14 protein-coding genes are annotated in these 16,305 nt (G+C 69.5%); 7 read left to right on the top strand and 7 right to left on the bottom strand.

The genetic code is table 11. The features are described from left to right. Window positions 1–120: 120 nt before the first annotated feature. From U9983_RS20645 to U9983_RS20655, 3 genes are all read right to left on the bottom strand, one after another. Window positions 121–849 (bottom strand): DUF305 domain-containing protein, encoded by a 729-nt coding sequence (locus U9983_RS20645; RefSeq protein WP_322755605.1) that lies wholly within the window; start codon window positions 847–849, stop codon window positions 121–123. Window positions 850–856: 7 nt separating this feature from the next. Next, window positions 857–2,317, bottom strand: coding sequence for an FHA domain-containing protein (locus U9983_RS20650; protein WP_322755606.1), 1,461 nt, complete (start codon window positions 2,315–2,317; stop codon window positions 857–859). 223 nt (window positions 2,318–2,540) lie between these two features. Further along, complete coding sequence (locus U9983_RS20655; RefSeq protein ID WP_322755607.1) at window positions 2,541–4,328, bottom strand: glycoside hydrolase family 15 protein; 1,788 nt, start codon at window positions 4,326–4,328, stop codon at window positions 2,541–2,543. Between the two features lie 291 nt (window positions 4,329–4,619). Between U9983_RS20655 and U9983_RS20660 the strand changes: the two genes are divergently transcribed. Next, complete coding sequence (locus U9983_RS20660) at window positions 4,620–5,120, top strand: hypothetical protein (protein ID WP_322755608.1); 501 nt, start codon at window positions 4,620–4,622, stop codon at window positions 5,118–5,120. 61 nt (window positions 5,121–5,181) lie between these two features. Here U9983_RS20660 and U9983_RS20665 read toward each other — a convergent pair whose 3' ends face one another. After that, on the bottom strand, window positions 5,182–5,385 hold the full coding sequence (locus U9983_RS20665) for a hypothetical protein (protein ID WP_131745275.1): 204 nt from the start codon (window positions 5,383–5,385) through the stop codon (window positions 5,182–5,184). Window positions 5,386–5,640: 255 nt separating this feature from the next. Here U9983_RS20665 and U9983_RS20670 point away from each other — a divergent pair, with 255 nt between their 5' ends. Continuing rightward, window positions 5,641–6,924 (top strand): glycosyltransferase family 2 protein, encoded by a 1,284-nt coding sequence (locus U9983_RS20670; protein WP_322755609.1) that lies wholly within the window; start codon window positions 5,641–5,643, stop codon window positions 6,922–6,924. After that, window positions 6,921–7,742, top strand: coding sequence for a class I SAM-dependent methyltransferase (locus tag U9983_RS20675; protein ID WP_322755610.1), 822 nt, complete (start codon window positions 6,921–6,923; stop codon window positions 7,740–7,742). The genes U9983_RS20670 and U9983_RS20675 overlap by 4 nt, the downstream gene beginning before the upstream one ends. Window positions 7,743–9,248: 1,506 nt before the next feature. Here the strand turns inward: U9983_RS20675 and U9983_RS20680 are convergent. Further along, on the bottom strand, window positions 9,249–10,835 hold the full coding sequence (locus U9983_RS20680; protein WP_322755616.1) for a dolichyl-phosphate-mannose--protein mannosyltransferase: 1,587 nt from the start codon (window positions 10,833–10,835) through the stop codon (window positions 9,249–9,251). Between the two features lie 102 nt (window positions 10,836–10,937). On the opposite strand from U9983_RS20680, the gene rsmI reads away from it, so the two are divergent. Next, window positions 10,938–11,816, top strand: coding sequence for a 16S rRNA (cytidine(1402)-2'-O)-methyltransferase (gene rsmI / locus U9983_RS20685; protein WP_322755611.1), 879 nt, complete (start codon window positions 10,938–10,940; stop codon window positions 11,814–11,816). Window positions 11,817–11,852: 36 nt separating this feature from the next. On the opposite strand, the gene U9983_RS20690 is transcribed toward rsmI, so the two are convergent. Next, window positions 11,853–12,320, bottom strand: coding sequence for a YdcF family protein (locus tag U9983_RS20690; protein ID WP_322755612.1), 468 nt, complete (start codon window positions 12,318–12,320; stop codon window positions 11,853–11,855). Between the two features lie 62 nt (window positions 12,321–12,382). Then, entirely contained in the window at window positions 12,383–13,492 is a 1,110-nt protein-coding gene (locus tag U9983_RS20695) for an ABC transporter substrate-binding protein (protein WP_322755613.1), read from the bottom strand. A gap of 164 nt (window positions 13,493–13,656) precedes the next feature. Between U9983_RS20695 and U9983_RS20700 the strand changes: the two genes are divergently transcribed. From U9983_RS20700 to U9983_RS20710, 3 genes are all read left to right on the top strand, one after another. Then, entirely contained in the window at window positions 13,657–14,496 is an 840-nt protein-coding gene (locus U9983_RS20700) for a TatD family hydrolase (protein ID WP_322755614.1), read from the top strand. A 107-nt stretch (window positions 14,497–14,603) separates the two neighbouring features. After that, window positions 14,604–15,425, top strand: coding sequence for a 16S rRNA (adenine(1518)-N(6)/adenine(1519)-N(6))-dimethyltransferase RsmA (rsmA, locus tag U9983_RS20705; protein WP_322755617.1), 822 nt, complete (start codon window positions 14,604–14,606; stop codon window positions 15,423–15,425). Between the two features lie 113 nt (window positions 15,426–15,538). Beyond that, entirely contained in the window at window positions 15,539–16,204 is a 666-nt protein-coding gene (locus U9983_RS20710; RefSeq protein WP_322755615.1) for a hypothetical protein, read from the top strand. Window positions 16,205–16,305: the final 101 nt, after the last annotated feature.

Below are 16,305 nucleotides of genomic sequence, written 5' to 3' on the forward strand. Positions count from 1 at the left end.
CCGCAAGGCGGTGAAGCCCCGCCACCGCCTTGGGGAAAGCTCGGGTATCCGGGTGGGCTGTGGTCACAGCCGCCTACGGTACGCCCGAGGTGTTCTCGTCCCGGGCACTCCAAGTCCGGATCAGGCCGGGGGAGCTCCCATGGCGTGCAGGTCGGCCTCCATCTGGTCGATTTCGATCGCCTGGTTGATGACCATCGCCCGGGCCAGTGCCCGCACATCGGGCTCCTGTGCGCGAGCCGCGGCCTCCTGCGCCATCGTGAGCCCGCCACGGTGATGGCGGATCATGAGGGCGAGGAAGAGGGTGTCCAGCTCCCGCCCGGAGGCCTTCGACAGCTGGCCCAGTTCTGCGTCGGTGGCCATTCCGGGCATCCGCGTAGAATTCGTGGTTGCCCCGTCATGCCCGGAAGCGTCATGCCCGGAGCTGTCATGGCTCGCCAGGTGCACGGATCGCATCCAGCCCATCGGCGGGTCGGTCGAGATCTGCGCCAGGCCCCACTGGGTCAGCCACGCCGACATGATGCCGATCTCCCGCTGTTGGGTGAGCGCAACGTCCTCGGCGACACCACGTTGTGTCGTGTCGGCGCCCCCGCGGAACTCGACCATCGCTATCTGGACGGCCTGGGCATGATGGGCGGACATGTCGCGGGCGAACCCGGCGTCCACGGAACCCTCGCCGGGAGCCTGGTCGACAAGCCCGCGCAGGCCTGCGCCTGCGGCCAACAGGGCGACCACCAGGGCCAGCACCAGCGGCACCCAGCGGGAGGCTCGCCGTAGCCTCGCGGTCCGGTCGCCGCCTGTGTCGTCGCCGCCTGTCTCGTCGCCGCCCACCTCGGGCCTCTCGGTGGCCACGCTGCGCTCAGCCCTGCATCGGCGGGTTGAACACGAACGTCCGCTTGCCCACCTGGACCCGGGTGCCGGGGACAAGCGGAGCCGGGTCGTGCGGGTTCAGCGGTGTCCACACTGTCGCCTCGGGCGGCGCGATGTAGGTGCCGTTCGCCGAGCCCTGGTCGGCGATGACCGCGTCCCACCCGCTGAGCGTGATGACCGCGTGGACCCGGGACACCGCACTCTCGCCGTCCTCGAGCATCAGCGGGCGGGCGCGACCCGCCTGTACCGCCTCGTCCCGGTCGGGCTGTCGGCCGATCACCAGGTTGGTATCGACGTGAACCTCGGTGCCGTCGTCGAGGAGGATCACCCCGATCGTCGGTCGGGGGCCCCAGACCGGGTTGCCGGTCTGCCGGGCCAGCGACAGCCCGCATTCGGTGCAGTAGGGCGCGTCGGGGTGGTTGAAGTGGTCGTTGGTGCAGAGGATTCCCTCGACCTGCGCTTCGGACTGGCCGGGCAGCATGGTCGGGGCGTCCTGGTCGTCGAACAGGTCGGCGACATCGAGACCGCGGCCGGGCAGTTCGGTAAGCGCCTCGCTCTCGGTGTCCTCCATCCGGGCGGCCGCCGAGTCCCGGCCTGCGAGCTCGGTCGGCGGGTCGCCATCGGCGGCCGTGAGCGCGGCGAAGTCCGCGGCCTGGGTGGGCTGTCCGCTCTTGGGCCAGTGCGCCCCTTGCGCGATGTCCTGGCTGTTGAGTGGGGCCAGCGCCGGTGGCGCCGTGGACATCGACGACATCGGCGTCATCGGCGACATGGACTCGGGGGACGACCCGGCCCCCGCTCCAGCACCCGACGACGGGATCGGCTCCGCCGAGGTCATCGGGTCGCGCGGCCCGCCGATTTCAGCCAGGAAGTCCTCCTCTGCCCCCCTGGGCACGACCGGTATCGGCGAGTCGGAGATCACCAGTGACGCTCCGATACCGGGTACGGCGCCGATTCGCAGGTCCAGCGGGAAGGCTTCGCGCGTCGGCTCGCTCACGGCGCCGACGATGCCGCCGGGCCCAACTGTGCCAACCGGCCCGATGTCAAGTCGACCGACCTCGGCGGGTAGGAGGCGGTCCACCCAGGTGGCCGACTCGGCGCCGGACAGGGCAAGTGGGGTCGGCCCGTAGGCGGCCAGCTCCATCGAGCCGTGGATCAGCGCGGCCAGACGGTCGCCCACCCCGGCCAGCAGGGTGAAGTCGGGTACGGCGTCCGGGTCGGCGTCCGCGAGCAGCCCCGCAACCCGGCGTACCAGCCGTCGACCCGTAGTCGACGCCGGCCCCGAGTCACCGGCGACCTCGGCGCACATCGCCAGCAGCGTCTTGGCCACCTCGTGAGTCTCGGGACGCCCGGCGCGGGCGACGACAAGGACTCCCGGCAGACGGACCACCACCCCGGCCTCGGCTCCGCGTCCGGTCACCACCTCGACCCGGAAACGGTCAAGTCCCGCCATCGTCGCGCCCCTCGTCCATCGTCCCTGCAGCGTCCCTGGCTCAGCCCTGGTGGGCCGGATGTACCCACCCATCCTGCCGGTGGATCCGGCACCCGTCAGCAACATGTCGTCTTCCAGCCGACATGCGGGCACCCACCGCTGTTGTGTCGTCTGTTGTGTCGTCTGTTGGGTCGTTCGGCGGTGGCCCGGTGCTTCGCCGGGCCACCGCCGGAGGATTTCGGAGTCAGCCGAGGGTCCGGTCCAGGTGGACGGCCGCACTGATCAGGGCGAGATGGGTGAACGCCTGTGGGAAGTTTCCCAGGGCCTCGCCGGACGGTCCGATCTCCTCGGCATACAGGCCGACGTGGTTGGCGTAGGTGAGCATCTTCTCGAACACCAGCCGAGCCTCGGTCACCCGGCCCGCGCGGGTGAGCGCTTCGACGTACCAGAACGAGCACAGGTTGAACGTGCCTTCGTCCCCGTGCAGACCGTCGCTGCCGTCGGCGGCGTAACGGCGTACCAGACTGTCGCTGACGAGGTCCTCACCGACGCGGTCGAGGGTTGACAGGAAGCGCGGGTCGGTGGGTCCGGCGAACTTGACCAGCGGCATGCACAACAGGGAGGCGTCCAGCCTGGCTGACCCGGGATGTTCCATGTATGCGCCGCGGGCCGGATCCCATGCCGCGTTCTGAACGAAACGGTACGCGCGGCCGGCATAATCCTTCCATTCGTTCGTGGGGCCGGGCAGTCCGCGCTGGCGGGATATCCGACACGCACGTTCAAAGGCCACCCAGGTCATCAAGGCTGAATAGGTGAAGCGTTGCCGGCCGCCACGCGTCTCCCAGATACCTTCATCCGGTTCCTCCCAGTGTTTGGCGAGCCAGTCCAGCTGGCGGGAAAGCGCCTCCCACAGCTGGAAGGAAATCGGTGCGGCGAGCTTGTTGTACAGGTAGACCGAGTCCATGAGCTCGCCGTATATGTCGAGCTGGAGCTGGCCGGCGGCGCCGTTACCGATCCGTACCGGTTTCGAGTCGCGGTAGCCGCGCAGATGCTCGAGCACGATCTCGTCAAGATCGGCGTTGCCGTCTACGCTGTAGAGGACGTGCAGGCCTTTGTCGGCCGGCGCCTCGTGGCAGCGCTGTTCCAGCCAGTCCATGAAGGCTGCGGCCTCGTCGGTGAACCCGAGCGTCATCAGAGCGTATGTGGTGAACGCGGCGTCGCGGATCCAGGTATAGCGGTAGTCCCAGTTTCGGATGCCGCCGAGTTCCTCCGGCAGGGATGTGGTCGGCGCGGCGACCAGAGCCCCGGTCGGCCGGTAAACGAGCAGTTTGAGAACGAGCGCAGAACGGTTCACCATCTCCCGCCAGCGTCCGTGGTACCGGCTGCGGCGCAGCCACGTCTGCCAGTAGGTGAGGGTGCGGTTGAACAGGCGGTCCGCCTCGCCTTCCACGAGCGGGCGGATGGGCGTGTTCCATTCCAGGACGACGTCCGCGGTTTCACCGGTGTCAAGCGCGAATGTCGCGGTGACGCCGTCATCGTCGGCGACAAGAGGCACGCAGGTGCGTAGGGTGAGGGTTCCGACGGGGGAGTCGAACACAGCTCCCTGACCGTCAACAATCGTAACCGTATGCGATGTGCGCCCATAGTCGAAGCGCGGGTGGCAGTGTAGGGAGAACTCGGCTCGCCCACGGACAGCCCGGGCCTGGCGGACGATCACGTGCGGGGCCTCGGTGATGTCGCTGTCGACCGGGACCATGAAGTCGACGACCTCTCCGACGGCCTGCGGCGCGAGGAAACGCGTCATCAGCACGTTGGAGTCCGGTAGGTAGAGCTGCTTGGCACGGGAACCGGGACAGTGGATGCGGAACGCTCCGCCGCGTTCGGAGTCGAGCAGGCTCGCGAACACCGATGGGCTGTCGAAGCGCTGCGGGCAGTACCAGTCGATGGTGCCGTCAGTCGCGACGAGTGCTACCGTGCGCAAATCGCCGATGACCGCGTGTTCCTCGATGGGGGGATAACCGGTGTCGCGCATTGGTGGCCTCCGGGTGGGTGCCAAAGGATCGTCCGTTCCAGCGATTCCGCGAACGTACGTCCACCCCATGGCTCGCGGGCATCAACTCCGTGAAGTGTCGGGTTATGCATGGTCGGGCTGCTGGCGCCGGAGAGCTATAGATCTGTGACAGCGGGTGTGCACCGTCCCCCGAAGCGACGGGCGCAGAGGGGCGTAGACGGGCGCCTGTGTCGGCCACCACCCATATCACCCTACGATCACGCCATGCCGGCGCAGAGACCAACGGCCCCCGATGGCCGAGGCGGTCTCGTTATGTTCGCCACCGGTGACCGGGTATCCCCGGCGGATGATCTCGGTGGCGGAGTCTGGTCGCGGTGCGGAACCGTCCTGGCGGTGCACGCGGCACCACGGCGCGAGTCCGGGCTGGGCGAAGAGGACGGGGTGCGGGTCGAGACAGCCGGCTGGGTACCGCCGAGCGCGGCCCGTGCAACGGTGCTCTGGGACGACGGTACGGCTGAAATCATCGCCGAGGACCGCCTGTTCATGGTCTACGATCAGCAGGAGCCGATCGGTATCCGCGTCGTCACCCTGCCCATGCCGGGTTCCATCGACATCGTCGAGCACGGCGGGCACATCGTGCTGCTGCTGCGCGAGGGTCTGCTGCCTCCCCACGAGCTTGCGGATCTGCGGGACAAACTGCGCAGAGTCCGCGCGTCACTCGCGCCGGAGAGCGTCGACAGTCGTTCGCCGGCGGAGATCCGCCGGCGCGACCTCGAACTGCTGCGTGCTCTTATCGCCCAGCTGACCGGCTAGGGCCTGTGGCTGGCGCCACCGTCCCCATCCACAACCCGCTTCGCGGTGATGTGGGTCGCCGTCACGACGTGGAATAAGGGCCTGGGCGCACGGCTGGGCCGCCATAGGAGCTGCCGTTGAGGCTCCCCCGGGGCGGCTGCTCGGTCATCGCCTGACTGACCTTGGACGCGATGGCTTCGGTCAGTCGGATCGCCTGCGTGAGCGACAGGTTGAGCACGATCTCGCTGTCATCGGTCATCGCGAAGCGTACCGACACATCCGCCATGGTGGTTCCTTTCCTCCTGCGTCGGCCGCGAGTGGCCGCGGTTGGTGCTCCACGATCCCCGATCGTGCCATCGCGCCGACAGGTACCCCCCGGCGGGCTCGGCCTGCGCTCTCGGGCTTCGGTGAATAATTTTACGGAAGGTTCTAAAAATTTTACCCAACGTGACAGACCCGCGGGTCACCGTTGCCGCTGTTTCGCCTTAAGTATCAGTACTGTCACCGATGGTATCCATTGTCGATCATCTCGGGAGGCTGGGTGACTGAGAATCGGGCGGCCTTGACGGCCCGGCCAGCCGCGGTTGCGATCGCTGGACACGGCCGGACGGACCCAGTCGGTACCGGCACCGGACGCGGCGCCGTAGAGATCCCCGCAGAGGTTTCCGTCGAGATTTCCGTGGTGATGCCGTGCCTCAACGAGGAGGCGTCGGTCGGGGCCTGCGTTGCCAAGGCGTTCGCGGGCCTTGCCGCGGCCGGTCTCGGCGGAGAGGTGATCGTCGTCGACAACGGCTCGACGGACGACTCGGTAGCGGTCGCATGCTCGGCCGGCGCGCGTGTCCTGACGGAGCCCCGACGCGGCTATGGAAACGCGTACCTCACCGGATTCGCGGCCGCTCGCGGTCGCTATCTGGTAATGGGTGACTCCGACGATTCATATGATTTTTCGGAACTTCCTGTGCTCGTCGAGCCGTTGCGGATCGGCCGCGCCGACTACGTTCTCGGCTCCCGCTTCACCGGCAGGATCATGCCTGGTGCGATGTCGTGGTCCCATCGCTATCTGGGTAATCCGGTGCTGACCGGGATCCTCAACCGGATCTTCGGTCTCGCTTCGTCCGATGCCCATTCCGGGATGCGTGCGTTCACCCGCGGCGCGTATGAGCGGATGGATCCGCGGTGCGAAGGAATGGAGCTTGCCTCCGAGTTGATCATTTCGGCTGCCCGGGCCGATCTGCGGGTCGAAGAAGTGCCGATCACATATCATCCCCGGGTCGGTGCGTCCAAGTTACGGTCGCTTCGGGACGGCTGGCGGCACCTGCGTTTCATGTTGCCACTCGCACCTCGTCACCTGTTCGTCGGCCCAGGGCTGGCGTTGCTCGGGCTTGGCGTCGCCGGGCAGCTCGTACTCTTGCCCGGCGCCCTCGACGTCGGCTTTCACCGCTTCGACGTCCATTTCTGCGTGTTGTTCGCGATGGTTGCCATCCTCGGTTGGCAGGTGGTGCTCCTCGGGCTCTTCGCCGATGCCTACAACCGCGGCCTGGGCTGGGCCCAGCGTCCGCGCCGCCTGCTCGCCTGGGTGGACCGGCGGTTTACCCTCGAGCGCGGCCTCGCGGCCGGCCTCCTGCTGTTTGTCATCGGGTTGGTAATCGACGCGGTCGTTCTCGCTCGCTGGATCGCCGCTGGTCTCGGCCCGATTGACGAACTGCGACCGGCTCTGCTGGCCATGACGTTGATGGTGCTCGGTGCACAGAGCGTCTTCGCCTCCTTCTTCCTGCATCTACTGACCGTGGGTCGCCCCGGATCCGCCGAAGCGGGCTCGACATGACCGCGGTGCTGGCCGGTGAGCCGGCGCTGATCCCCGTTTCCGCCGGCGTAGACCCGCGGGTACTGGAGAATCATCTGGGTGGCGCGGACGCGGTCAACTACCGGCGTTTCGAACTCGACCTCGTCTCGCCGTACTGCGGCCGGCGCATTCTGGAGGTCGGGTCGGGTCTTGGAGACTTCGCCGCGGGCCTGCACGGTTATGATCATCTCATCGTCTCGGATACTGATCCGTTGTGTCTACGGACACTGAGCGCCCGCTTTGCCGGGCGCGCGGATGTCGACGTGGTCACGCTCGACGTCGCCGGTCGCTCCAGGGCTGGCCGGCCGGGGGCCAGTCGGTCCGGGGCCAGTCGGTCCAGGGCCGAACGGGCCGCGGCGTTGGTGCCCGCGGTGCGTCCGGTTGACACATTGATCATGATGAACGTCCTGGAGCACATCGAAGACGACGTGGCCGCACTGCGACGGCTGTCCCGCCTGGTGATTCCCGGCGGTCGCATCGTGCTGTGGGTGCCGGCCTATCCGGCGTTGTACGGCGAGTTCGACCGCATGGTCGGTCATTTCCGTCGCTACACGCCAGCCACCCTGCGGCGGCCGGTGGAACTGGCCGGCCTGCGCGTCGAGCGGGTGCATCCCGTGAACCTGCTGGGCGGCATCGCCTGGTGGGTGGCTGTCCGGCGGGCGGGCCAGCGCAGCGCGGACCCTCGTCTGGTACGCCTATACGACCGGGTCATCGTGCCGATCAGTCGATGTGTCGAACGGCGGATCCGGGTGCCGTTCGGGCAGTCGGTGTTGTGCGTGGCGACCCGGCCGGTGCCGTGACGGGCCGCTGCATGACCGGCCGCTGCATGACCGGCCGATGACGTGGGTTGGCCGGCGCTGTGGCGGCAGACGAGTCGGTTATGCGCCCGGCACCGCCTGTTCGCGGTGCTGGTGGCAGGCGGTAGCCTTCTGCGGCTCGCGGCGCTCGCCGCCTACTGGCCGGCGTTGGAGTTCTACGGCGACTCGTATTCCTACCTGCGGTACGCCCGCGAGCTCAGCCCGGATCCGGTCCGGCCGTTCGGGTACTCCGCGTTCCTGCGCCTGTTCGCGTGGTCACCGTCGTTGGTGGTGGTTCCTGCCGTCGCGCACCTGTTAGGTCTCGGTATCGGTGCCGCGCTGTACTACCTGTCGCTGCGGCGTGGGTTACCCCGGTGGCTCGCGGCGTCGGCTGCCGCGCCTGTTCTGCTGGATGCCTATCAGGTGGACATCGAGCAGATGGTCATGGCCGAGACGCTGTTCGCCACCCTGCTGGCCGCGGCGATCGTCGTGCTGCTGTGCCGCGCACGCCCGACCGTCGCCATGTCCGCCGGCGCCGGCATCCTGCTGGCCGCGGCCACCCTCACCCGTTCGGTGGCGCTGGTGCTGGGGTTGCTCGCCGCCGTCTACCTGCTCGCCCGCAAGGCCGGGATCCGACGGCTGCTCGCATTCGTCCTGTGCTGGGCAGCACCGCTGCTGGCCTACGCGGCCTGGTTCGCCGCCGCGCAGGGGAGTTTTGCGCTGCAGAATGTCGACGGGATGTTCCTCTGGGGCCGGGTCGCGCCGTTCGCGGACTGCGCCCGTTTCGAGGTGACGCAGGGCGAGATCCCGCTGTGCTCTCCGCATCCAGCCGACGAGCGGCCCGGGCCCAATTTCTACGACTGGGACCGCGCCAGCCCGCGGTACCGCTTTCGGGCGTTCGACGCGCGGACCAATGCGTTGTTCCGACACTTCGCGATCAAAGTGATCGTGGCGCAGCCCCACCAGTACGCCACGCTGGTGGCACATGACGTCGCGCACTACTTCTCCCCGTCGCGTCACGCCGAGCCACCGGACTGGTATCTCGGGAGCTGGCGGTTCCCGTCCGGGCGGGTTGATCCACGCTGGCACATCGACCTGGTGCTGTGGGACGTCGGCGGCGCGGCCGTGCCCCGCCGTTATGATCCGCTGCTGGGTGGTCTGCTGCGGGGATACCAGTCGTTCGGCTTCATGCCAGGCCCGCTGCTCGGCGCCTGCGCGCTGGTCGGTGTCCTGGCGTCGATGGTCGCCTCCGGTTATGGTTCCGTCCGGGCACGCCACGACTGTCTGCTGTTGGTCGCGATGGGGCTCGCCCTGCTGGTGGTGCCCTGCGCGACCGCGGTGTTCGACTACCGTTACATGCTGCCGACCCTGGTCTGCCTGCCGCTGGCGGGGGCGCTCGGGCTGAACCAACTGCGGACCGTACGGTTGCAGATCCGCAGAGTTCGGTGCCATTCCATCCACTCCATCGGACGACGCGCACGGGGCGACCTGACGGGCGCCGGGTGGCGGTCAGATCCAGCCTGGGAACCACATCCGGATCCGCCATGCCGAGGTCGGGATCACCTGCGCTGCCATGATCGGATAGAAGTAGACGAACAACAGGACGACGATGATCGTATAGACGCCGACCACCAGCGACCCGACCAGGCGACGCGTCTCCGAAGCGGTTCCGGGGCCCAGCGCGACACCTGCTAGGGCGGTCAGACCGAGCACGAGGAACGGCAGCAGCGGCAGAGCGTAGAACAGGAACATCGTCCGGCTGGGGAATGCGAGCCACGGCAGGAACGACGTGCCGAAGCCGACCAGGACGAGGGCCGCCCGCCAGTCACGGCGGCTCGCCCACAGCGCGAGAACACCGAGCAGGGCGAGGGTGCCGAGCCACCAGATCGCCGGGTTGCCGATCGCCAGAATCTCCCGGGAGCAGCCGGCCTGGGCGCTACAGCCGGATTCGCCGATCTTGGGTGCGCCGTAGTAGTAGGCGACCGGGCGGCCCAGCACCAGCCAGCTCAGTGGCTTGGACGCGTAGGGATGCGAGGCGTCGAGGTGCTCGTGGAACTGGTAGATCAGCATCTGGTAGTCCCACCAGCCGCGCAGCGCTGCCCACGCGCCGTTACCGAATTGGTGCCGGTTGTAGCCACCGTCGGTGACGAACCAGCCGGTCCACGTCGCGAAGAACGTCACCACCGGCAGGACGAGAAAGCTCACCGCCCAGATCGGGGTGTCCCGGGCCAGCGCGGCCAGGATCGGCCGGCGCGCACCCGCGGTCCGGCGCGCACCCACGTCCCAGGCGAAGGCAAGCGCGGCGAACCCGACGAGGGTGTAGAGGGCACTCCATTTCACCCCCATGGCCGCACCCAGACACAGCCCGCAGGCCAGCCGCCACGGGCGTGCGCCGAGCCACGGGCCGCTGCCCGTCAGGGCCGAGGGCGGGCCGGTGCCTGCTAGGGCCGGGCGCCCCGTCCCGTCCTCAGCTGCCTCGGCCTTCGCCCGGTTGGCCGCCAGCCGGGCCGCAAGTCGGGCGCGGCCGTCGTCCCGGTCGAGAACCAGACAGGCCAGGGCCAGCACGAGACCGGTCATCAGGAAGATGTCGAGGATCCCGATCCGGCTCTGGACGAACTCCAGCCCGTCGAAGGCGAGCAGGAGCCCGGCGAAGCAGCCGAGCAGAGTCGAGCGGAACATCCGCCGGGCGGTACGGGCGATGACGAGCACCGCGAGCGTCCCCGCGACTGCGGAGGCGAAGCGCCATCCCAGCTCGGGGTTGCCGTGCCGGACCCCGGCGCAGTCGGTGTAGCCGAAGAGCCATTCGGAGGCGGCCATCAGCCACTTGCCCAGCGGCGGGTGGACGACGAAGCCGGGGCCGTTGCACCCGCTCTTGATGTCGCTCAGCTCATAGCCGTGCGTCATCAGGCTATAGGCGTCGTGGGTGTAGTAGACCTCGTCGAAGTAGATGCCACGCGGCTCGGTGAGCTGCCAGAACCTCAGGACGCCGGCCACCGCGGCAAGCGCGAGCGACGCGAGCCAGCCGGCCAGTCGGTCGGTCGGCATCGGCGCCACCAGCCGGTCGGATGGCGGCCGGCCGCCGTCGTCGTGGGTCAGGGCGACCGCGGGGGCCTGCGTGCCCTCGCCGCCCAGGGTCGGATAAGTCGCTGTCACCGCCACCGCATCAATGTAGGTCGTGGCTCCTGGCACACTCGGCGGGTGTCCGGGACTCTGGTGCTGTGCGGTGCGCCGATCGGTGATGTCCGCGATGCCAGCCCGCGGCTTGGCGAAATCCTCGCGAGCGCCGACATCGTCGCCGCCGAGGACACCCGCCGGCTGCGTCGGCTGACCGCCGCACTCGGGGTCACCATCTCCGGGCGGGTTGTCTCCTGCTTCGACGCGAACGAGGCGTCCCGTGCGGACTTCCTGCTCGCCCAGTTGCGTGCCGGCGCCACGGTGGCGCTCATCACGGACGCGGGCATGCCTGCTGTCTCGGATCCGGGCTTCCGGGTGGTGGCCGTCGCCGTCGCGGCCGGGGTGTCGGTCACGGTGGTCCCCGGCCCGTCCGCGGTGACCGCCGCGCTCGCGGTCAGTGGGCTGCCCACGGACCGCTGGGTGTTCGAGGGTTTTCTGCCGCGCAGGCACGGCGAACGTCGGTCACGCCTGGCCGAGCTCGCCGGGGAGCGACGCACTCTGGTCATCCTGGAGGCTCCACACCGGTTGCCCGCGACACTGGACGATCTTAGCGCGGCCTTTGGGGGGGATCGCATGGGCGTGCTGTGCCGGGAACTGACCAAGACCTGGGAGGAGATCGTCCGGGTCGATCTTGCCGGCCTGTGCGAATGGGCGCACGGCCGGGACATCCGCGGAGAGATCACTCTGGTGGTGGCGGGTGCGCCGCCACCGTCCCCACCCGCTCGGGCAATGGTTGCCGGGACGCCGGCCGCGGCGGCCTTCGCCGTGACACTCGCAGCCGAGGTCGCGGGGCACGAGGCCGGCGGGACACCCCGCAAGGAGGCCATCGTGGCGGTGGCGGTGGCTCACGGCGTACCGCGCCGCGCCGTCTACGACGCCGTGGTCGCGGCCAAAGCCCGGTAGCGGGGCGTCCGCTGGGTGCCGCCTGCCCGCCGCGATTCAGCAGCTGCGCTGGATGGTCAGCGCCTTCACCGTTGCGGCCCACTCGTAGCTGATCATGTATGGCCAGGCGTACCACCGCGGCGACGCGGTGGCGAACAGGGCACGTCCGTCATAGCAGCGGTCCAGCCGCAGCCGGGCCCTGGTGCCCTGCGGGGTCCCCACGACGACCAGGACGGACCGCCAGTTGTAGCGGGCGGCGAGCGCCGCGGTCATCCGGGCTTCGCCCTGGGTGGTGAGCGGGTCCGGCCGGAAGCAGATCACCCGCACGTCGGGGACCGCGACCGGACAGCGGTCCTGGCCGTACGGGTTTGACACGGCGAGCATCGGCGCATACCCGGATCGGGCGAGTTCGACTGCCTTGGCCAGCCGCCCAGGGCTTCCCGCGTACATCACGATCGCGTCGACCTGCGTCGGGGCGTCGGTCGTCGGCCAGACGAACAGCCGTGCGCTCGCTGTGAGGAACACCACAGCGACCGTACTGAGAATAATCAGGATTCGGGAGCGCCGCTGCCCCACTTTCACCGGTGTCACGCGGCTTCGGGCCACGGCTGCCCGCCGCGGCGGCGCGGGTAGTGCAGCGGGGCCCGCAAGCGGTCGGGTGGCCAGACCGTGGCGGCGACACCGTCCTGCCACTGCACCAGATGACCCTGATGCCCGACCTGTAGCCCGGTGGCGGGGTCGAGGCGAAAGCGACCCAGCACGGTGGACGTGTCCAGCGCATATGCCGTGGCCAGTACCGTGGCGTCGTCGAGCAGGGAGCCGTCGACCTGGTCGAGCATTCGCACGCACCGCCCGAGAATCAGCCCGGCGGCGAACGCGACCGCTGCTGTCGCCGCTGGCGGCTGGTCGTGCATCTGCCGGTAACGGCTCACGAACTCCGACACGCTCGGGCCGGTGCCGGCCGCAGCGGGCAGCTGCGGCGACCAGGCACGCGGCCCCAGCAGCCCGTCACGTCGATCACCCAGGGTGGTCAGGGCATCGTCGTGCCCGGCGGTTGAGAACGCGGCGGCCCGCCACGGTCTGCGCAGGAGGATCTCGGCGGCGGCTGCCTCATCGTCGGGGTCAGCCTGGACGATCAGGACGTCCGCCGCCGGGAGCCGGCGTGCCGCGGCCCCCGCCTGCCCCGGACGAAAGACACTGGATGTGACGTCGAAGTTCCGGGCTGCCGCTGCGGCGCGCGTCACGGAAACGATTTCCAACGCCCAGTCACCGGCGGCCACCATTACGGCGAGCCTATGTGCTCGGCGGTCGGCGGAACGTACCGCGGCGAGCACTCCGCGCGTCCAGGTAGCCTGCGGCGCGGCCATGTTGATGATGTTCGGGACGGCTTGCCGGACGAAGCGCGTCGACGGTGCCGCGATGTTGAACAGCACCCGGTCGGTCGCGGCGCAGGCCGCGAGGGCGGCCTGCGGTCCGTGCGGGCCGAAGATGGCGTCAGGGTTGGCGGCCGCGGCGGACCGCGTTGCCGCGCCCGGGTGCGGGTGGGCGTCGTATGCGGTGACGTTGATCTCGTCCCACGCCGGTGGCAGGTGCTCGTCGCGTGCCCACAGCGTGGCGGCACGCAACGCGGCCAGACCATGGGCGGCCGCCGGGCCGGTCAGTGGCGTCACGAGGGCGACGGTGAGCGGTGAGGACATCGGTATCTGTTTACCAGGTGATGAGTCGGCGACACCCCGGTCATAGCGGGACAGGGTCACGACACCTCCGGCCAGATGGAGGCCGTCCGTAGGATCTGGCGTGGGCCACCCCTTGGCGCATCGGGGCGGGACGGCGGCGGAACGGAAGGGCAGGTGGCCGGCGAATGGCACGGGATGCCGGAGCACGGGATGCCGGCCGCCGTGGCGAGCCGCCGCGGCCGCCGGAGCCGCTGTCGGTCGAGGTGGTCGACAGCCACTGCCATCTTGACATCATGGGTGGCGATGTGGCGCACGCTGTTGCCGCGGCGCGTGCTGTCGGTATCCGCCGGATGGTCAGCGTGGGGATCGACCTGGAGACCAGTCGTTGGCAGGCGCGGGTCGCGGCGGAGCATCCGGACGTGTACGCGGCTGTCGCGATCCACCCGAACGACGCCGCCGACGGCGTCGACGAACAGACGTTCGCCCAGATCGCCGAGTTGGCCACGCTGCCGAAGGTGCGGGCGGTCGGCGAGACCGGTCTGGACTACTACCGCACGCCGCCCGAGCGGCACGCCGCCCAGCAGGACAGCTTTCGCCGTCACATCGCGATCGCGAAGCAGACCGGCCGTACCCTCATGATCCATGATCGGGAGGCGCATGACGACACGCTGCGGATCCTGGCCGAGGAGGGAGCGCCTGATCGGGTGGTCTTCCATGCCTTTTCGGGTGATGTCGGCATGGCGAAGATCTGCGCAACTTCCGGTTACGTGATGTCATTCGCCGGTAATGTGACGTTCAGGAATGCGGGCAGTCTGCGGGACGCCGCTGCAGTCGCACCTCGTGACCTGCTGCTCGTCGAGACCGACGCGCCGTTCCTGACGCCGGAGCCGTGGCGGGGCCGGCCGAACAGCCCGTACCTGGTACCGCTGACGTTGCGGGCGATCGCCGCCGCCCGCGGCGAGGACGTCGACACCCTGGCCTCGGCGGTCGCCGCCACGTCCGAGCGGATGTTCGGGCCCTGGTAGGCCGTGACGCTGCTGCCCGTGACGCTGCTGCCGCCCGGGAGGCTCGCATCGGGGTCGACGGGCTGCTGACGCCGGTGGACGTGCGTGCCATCGTCGGTGAGCTGGGCGTGCGACCGACCAAACGGCGGGGTCAGAACTTCCTCGTCGACCCGAACACCGTCCGCCGCCTGGTACGCCTCGCCGCGGTCGGACCCGATGAGACGGTCCTGGAGATCGGCCCTGGACTTGGTTCGTTGACTCTCGGGCTGATCGCGGTCGCACGTCGTGTCGTCGCGGTCGAGGTGGACACGCTGCTCGCCGAGGCCCTGCCGGCAACGGCGGTGACCCGGCTCGGCCCGGCCGCAGCGTCCCGGCTGACCGTCGTGGCCGCCGACGGGCTGCGCCTCGTGCCCGCGGACCTCCCCGGCGACCCGCCGGATGTCCTCGCCGCGAACCTGCCGTACAACGTTGCCGTGCCGCTCCTGCTCGGGGTGCTCGAACGGTTCCCGTCGGTCGGGCGTGGGTTGGTCATGGTGCAGGCCGAGGTCGCCGACCGGCTGACCGCGGCGCCGGGTGGACGGGTGTACGGCGTGCCGAGTGTGAAGGTCGCCTGGTACGCCTGCGCACGTCCGGCCGGCGCGGTGCCGCGCGCGGTCTTCTGGCCACAGCCGAACGTCGACTCGTCCCTGGTGGCGTTCACCCGGCGTGAGCCCGCGGGTCCGCCGGCGCTGCGCGGGTCTGTTTTTGCCGCGGTGGACGCGGCGTTCGCGCAGCGCCGCAAGACCCTGCGGACAGCGCTTTCCGGTTGGGCAGGCTCGCCGTCCGCGGTCGAACGCCTTGCGCGCGCCGCCGGTGTAGACCCGTCCGCCCGCGGTGAAACGCTGGCCGTCGCAGACTTCACCCGCCTGGCCATCGCCCGCGCCGCTGACCCACCCGTCTGCGGAGACTGATCTGAGCTGGGCCGCTGTGTTCCGAGTTTGCGGTGGGTCAAGTGTGCTGCGGTGTCAGCCTGGTCATATTGTTCCCTCGCTGCCGTCGGGTCAGGGTGGAAGTGGGTGCGTTCGTGTCCGAAGACGCGGAGCTGTTAGAAGGCACGGAGCTGTCCGCAGACGTGGAGCTGTCCGAACACGCCGGGCCGCTGGTGGTGGGGGGTGGTTGGACGCTGCTTCCCTGGGACGGCGACCCTGGATCTGATCGGCCGTCCGTTGTCGCGACCGCGGCGGGCACGCCCATCCGACATCGACGGCTGCGGCCGGTCACCAGCGGCGGCTGGCGGGCGGGCGCCAAGGTGGCCGTGGGTCTGTGCGGGCTTGGCGCGGTTCTCGGCGTCGTTCTCATGGCGGCTGGTCACCGTCCGGATGACGCGGCGGACCACCCGGTTGCCGGCGTGCGCTCAGAGCGCCCCGAGGCGATCGACGACCAACCGTGGTTACCGGCGTCGGCGGATGCTGGACCCTCCATCACTGCGGGTGGGGCTGCACCGGCTGTGATCGCGCCCGCTGGAAGCCCGGTCTCCCACGCGGCGGCTACGGTCCGGTCCGCAGAGCCGCCTTCGGTCTCAGCGCAGCCGGCCACGACGCCGGTCGCTGCGGCCCAGTCGTCGCCACCGGTACCGGGCATGACCGTGTTGCTGCCCTCCGGCCAACCGTCGTCCACCCCGTTGCTCGCCCCGTCGTGTCATTCCGGTCATGGTCACGGGCATGAGACACCCGACTGCCAGGTCGGCTGAGAATTCCTGATCGCCCGGCGGGGTGGAAATGTCGGACCAGACACCTATTCTGAACATATGTTCGAATCGTCTGATGGGTGTGCCGACCCCAACCCGGCCAG

The sequence above is a fragment of the Protofrankia sp. Cas3 genome (assembly GCF_963555955.1).
GTDB lineage: Bacteria > Actinomycetota > Actinomycetes > Frankiales > Frankiaceae > Protofrankia.

Excerpts from the sequence above, each read along its gene's own strand:
- U9983_RS20650 (WP_322755606.1), bottom strand. The coding sequence starts at position 2,317 with ATGGCGGGACTTGACCGTTTCCGGGTCGAGGTGGTGACCGGACGCGGA.
- U9983_RS20655 (WP_322755607.1), bottom strand. The coding sequence starts at position 4,328 with ATGCGCGACACCGGTTATCCCCCCATCGAGGAACACGCGGTCATCGGC.
- U9983_RS20660 (WP_322755608.1), top strand. The coding sequence starts at position 4,620 with ATGTTCGCCACCGGTGACCGGGTATCCCCGGCGGATGATCTCGGTGGC.
- U9983_RS20665 (WP_131745275.1), bottom strand. The coding sequence starts at position 5,385 with ATGGCGGATGTGTCGGTACGCTTCGCGATGACCGATGACAGCGAGATC.
- U9983_RS20675 (WP_322755610.1), top strand. The coding sequence starts at position 6,921 with ATGACCGCGGTGCTGGCCGGTGAGCCGGCGCTGATCCCCGTTTCCGCC.
- U9983_RS20695 (WP_322755613.1), bottom strand. The coding sequence starts at position 13,492 with ATGTCCTCACCGCTCACCGTCGCCCTCGTGACGCCACTGACCGGCCCG.
- U9983_RS20700 (WP_322755614.1), top strand. The coding sequence starts at position 13,657 with ATGGCACGGGATGCCGGAGCACGGGATGCCGGCCGCCGTGGCGAGCCG.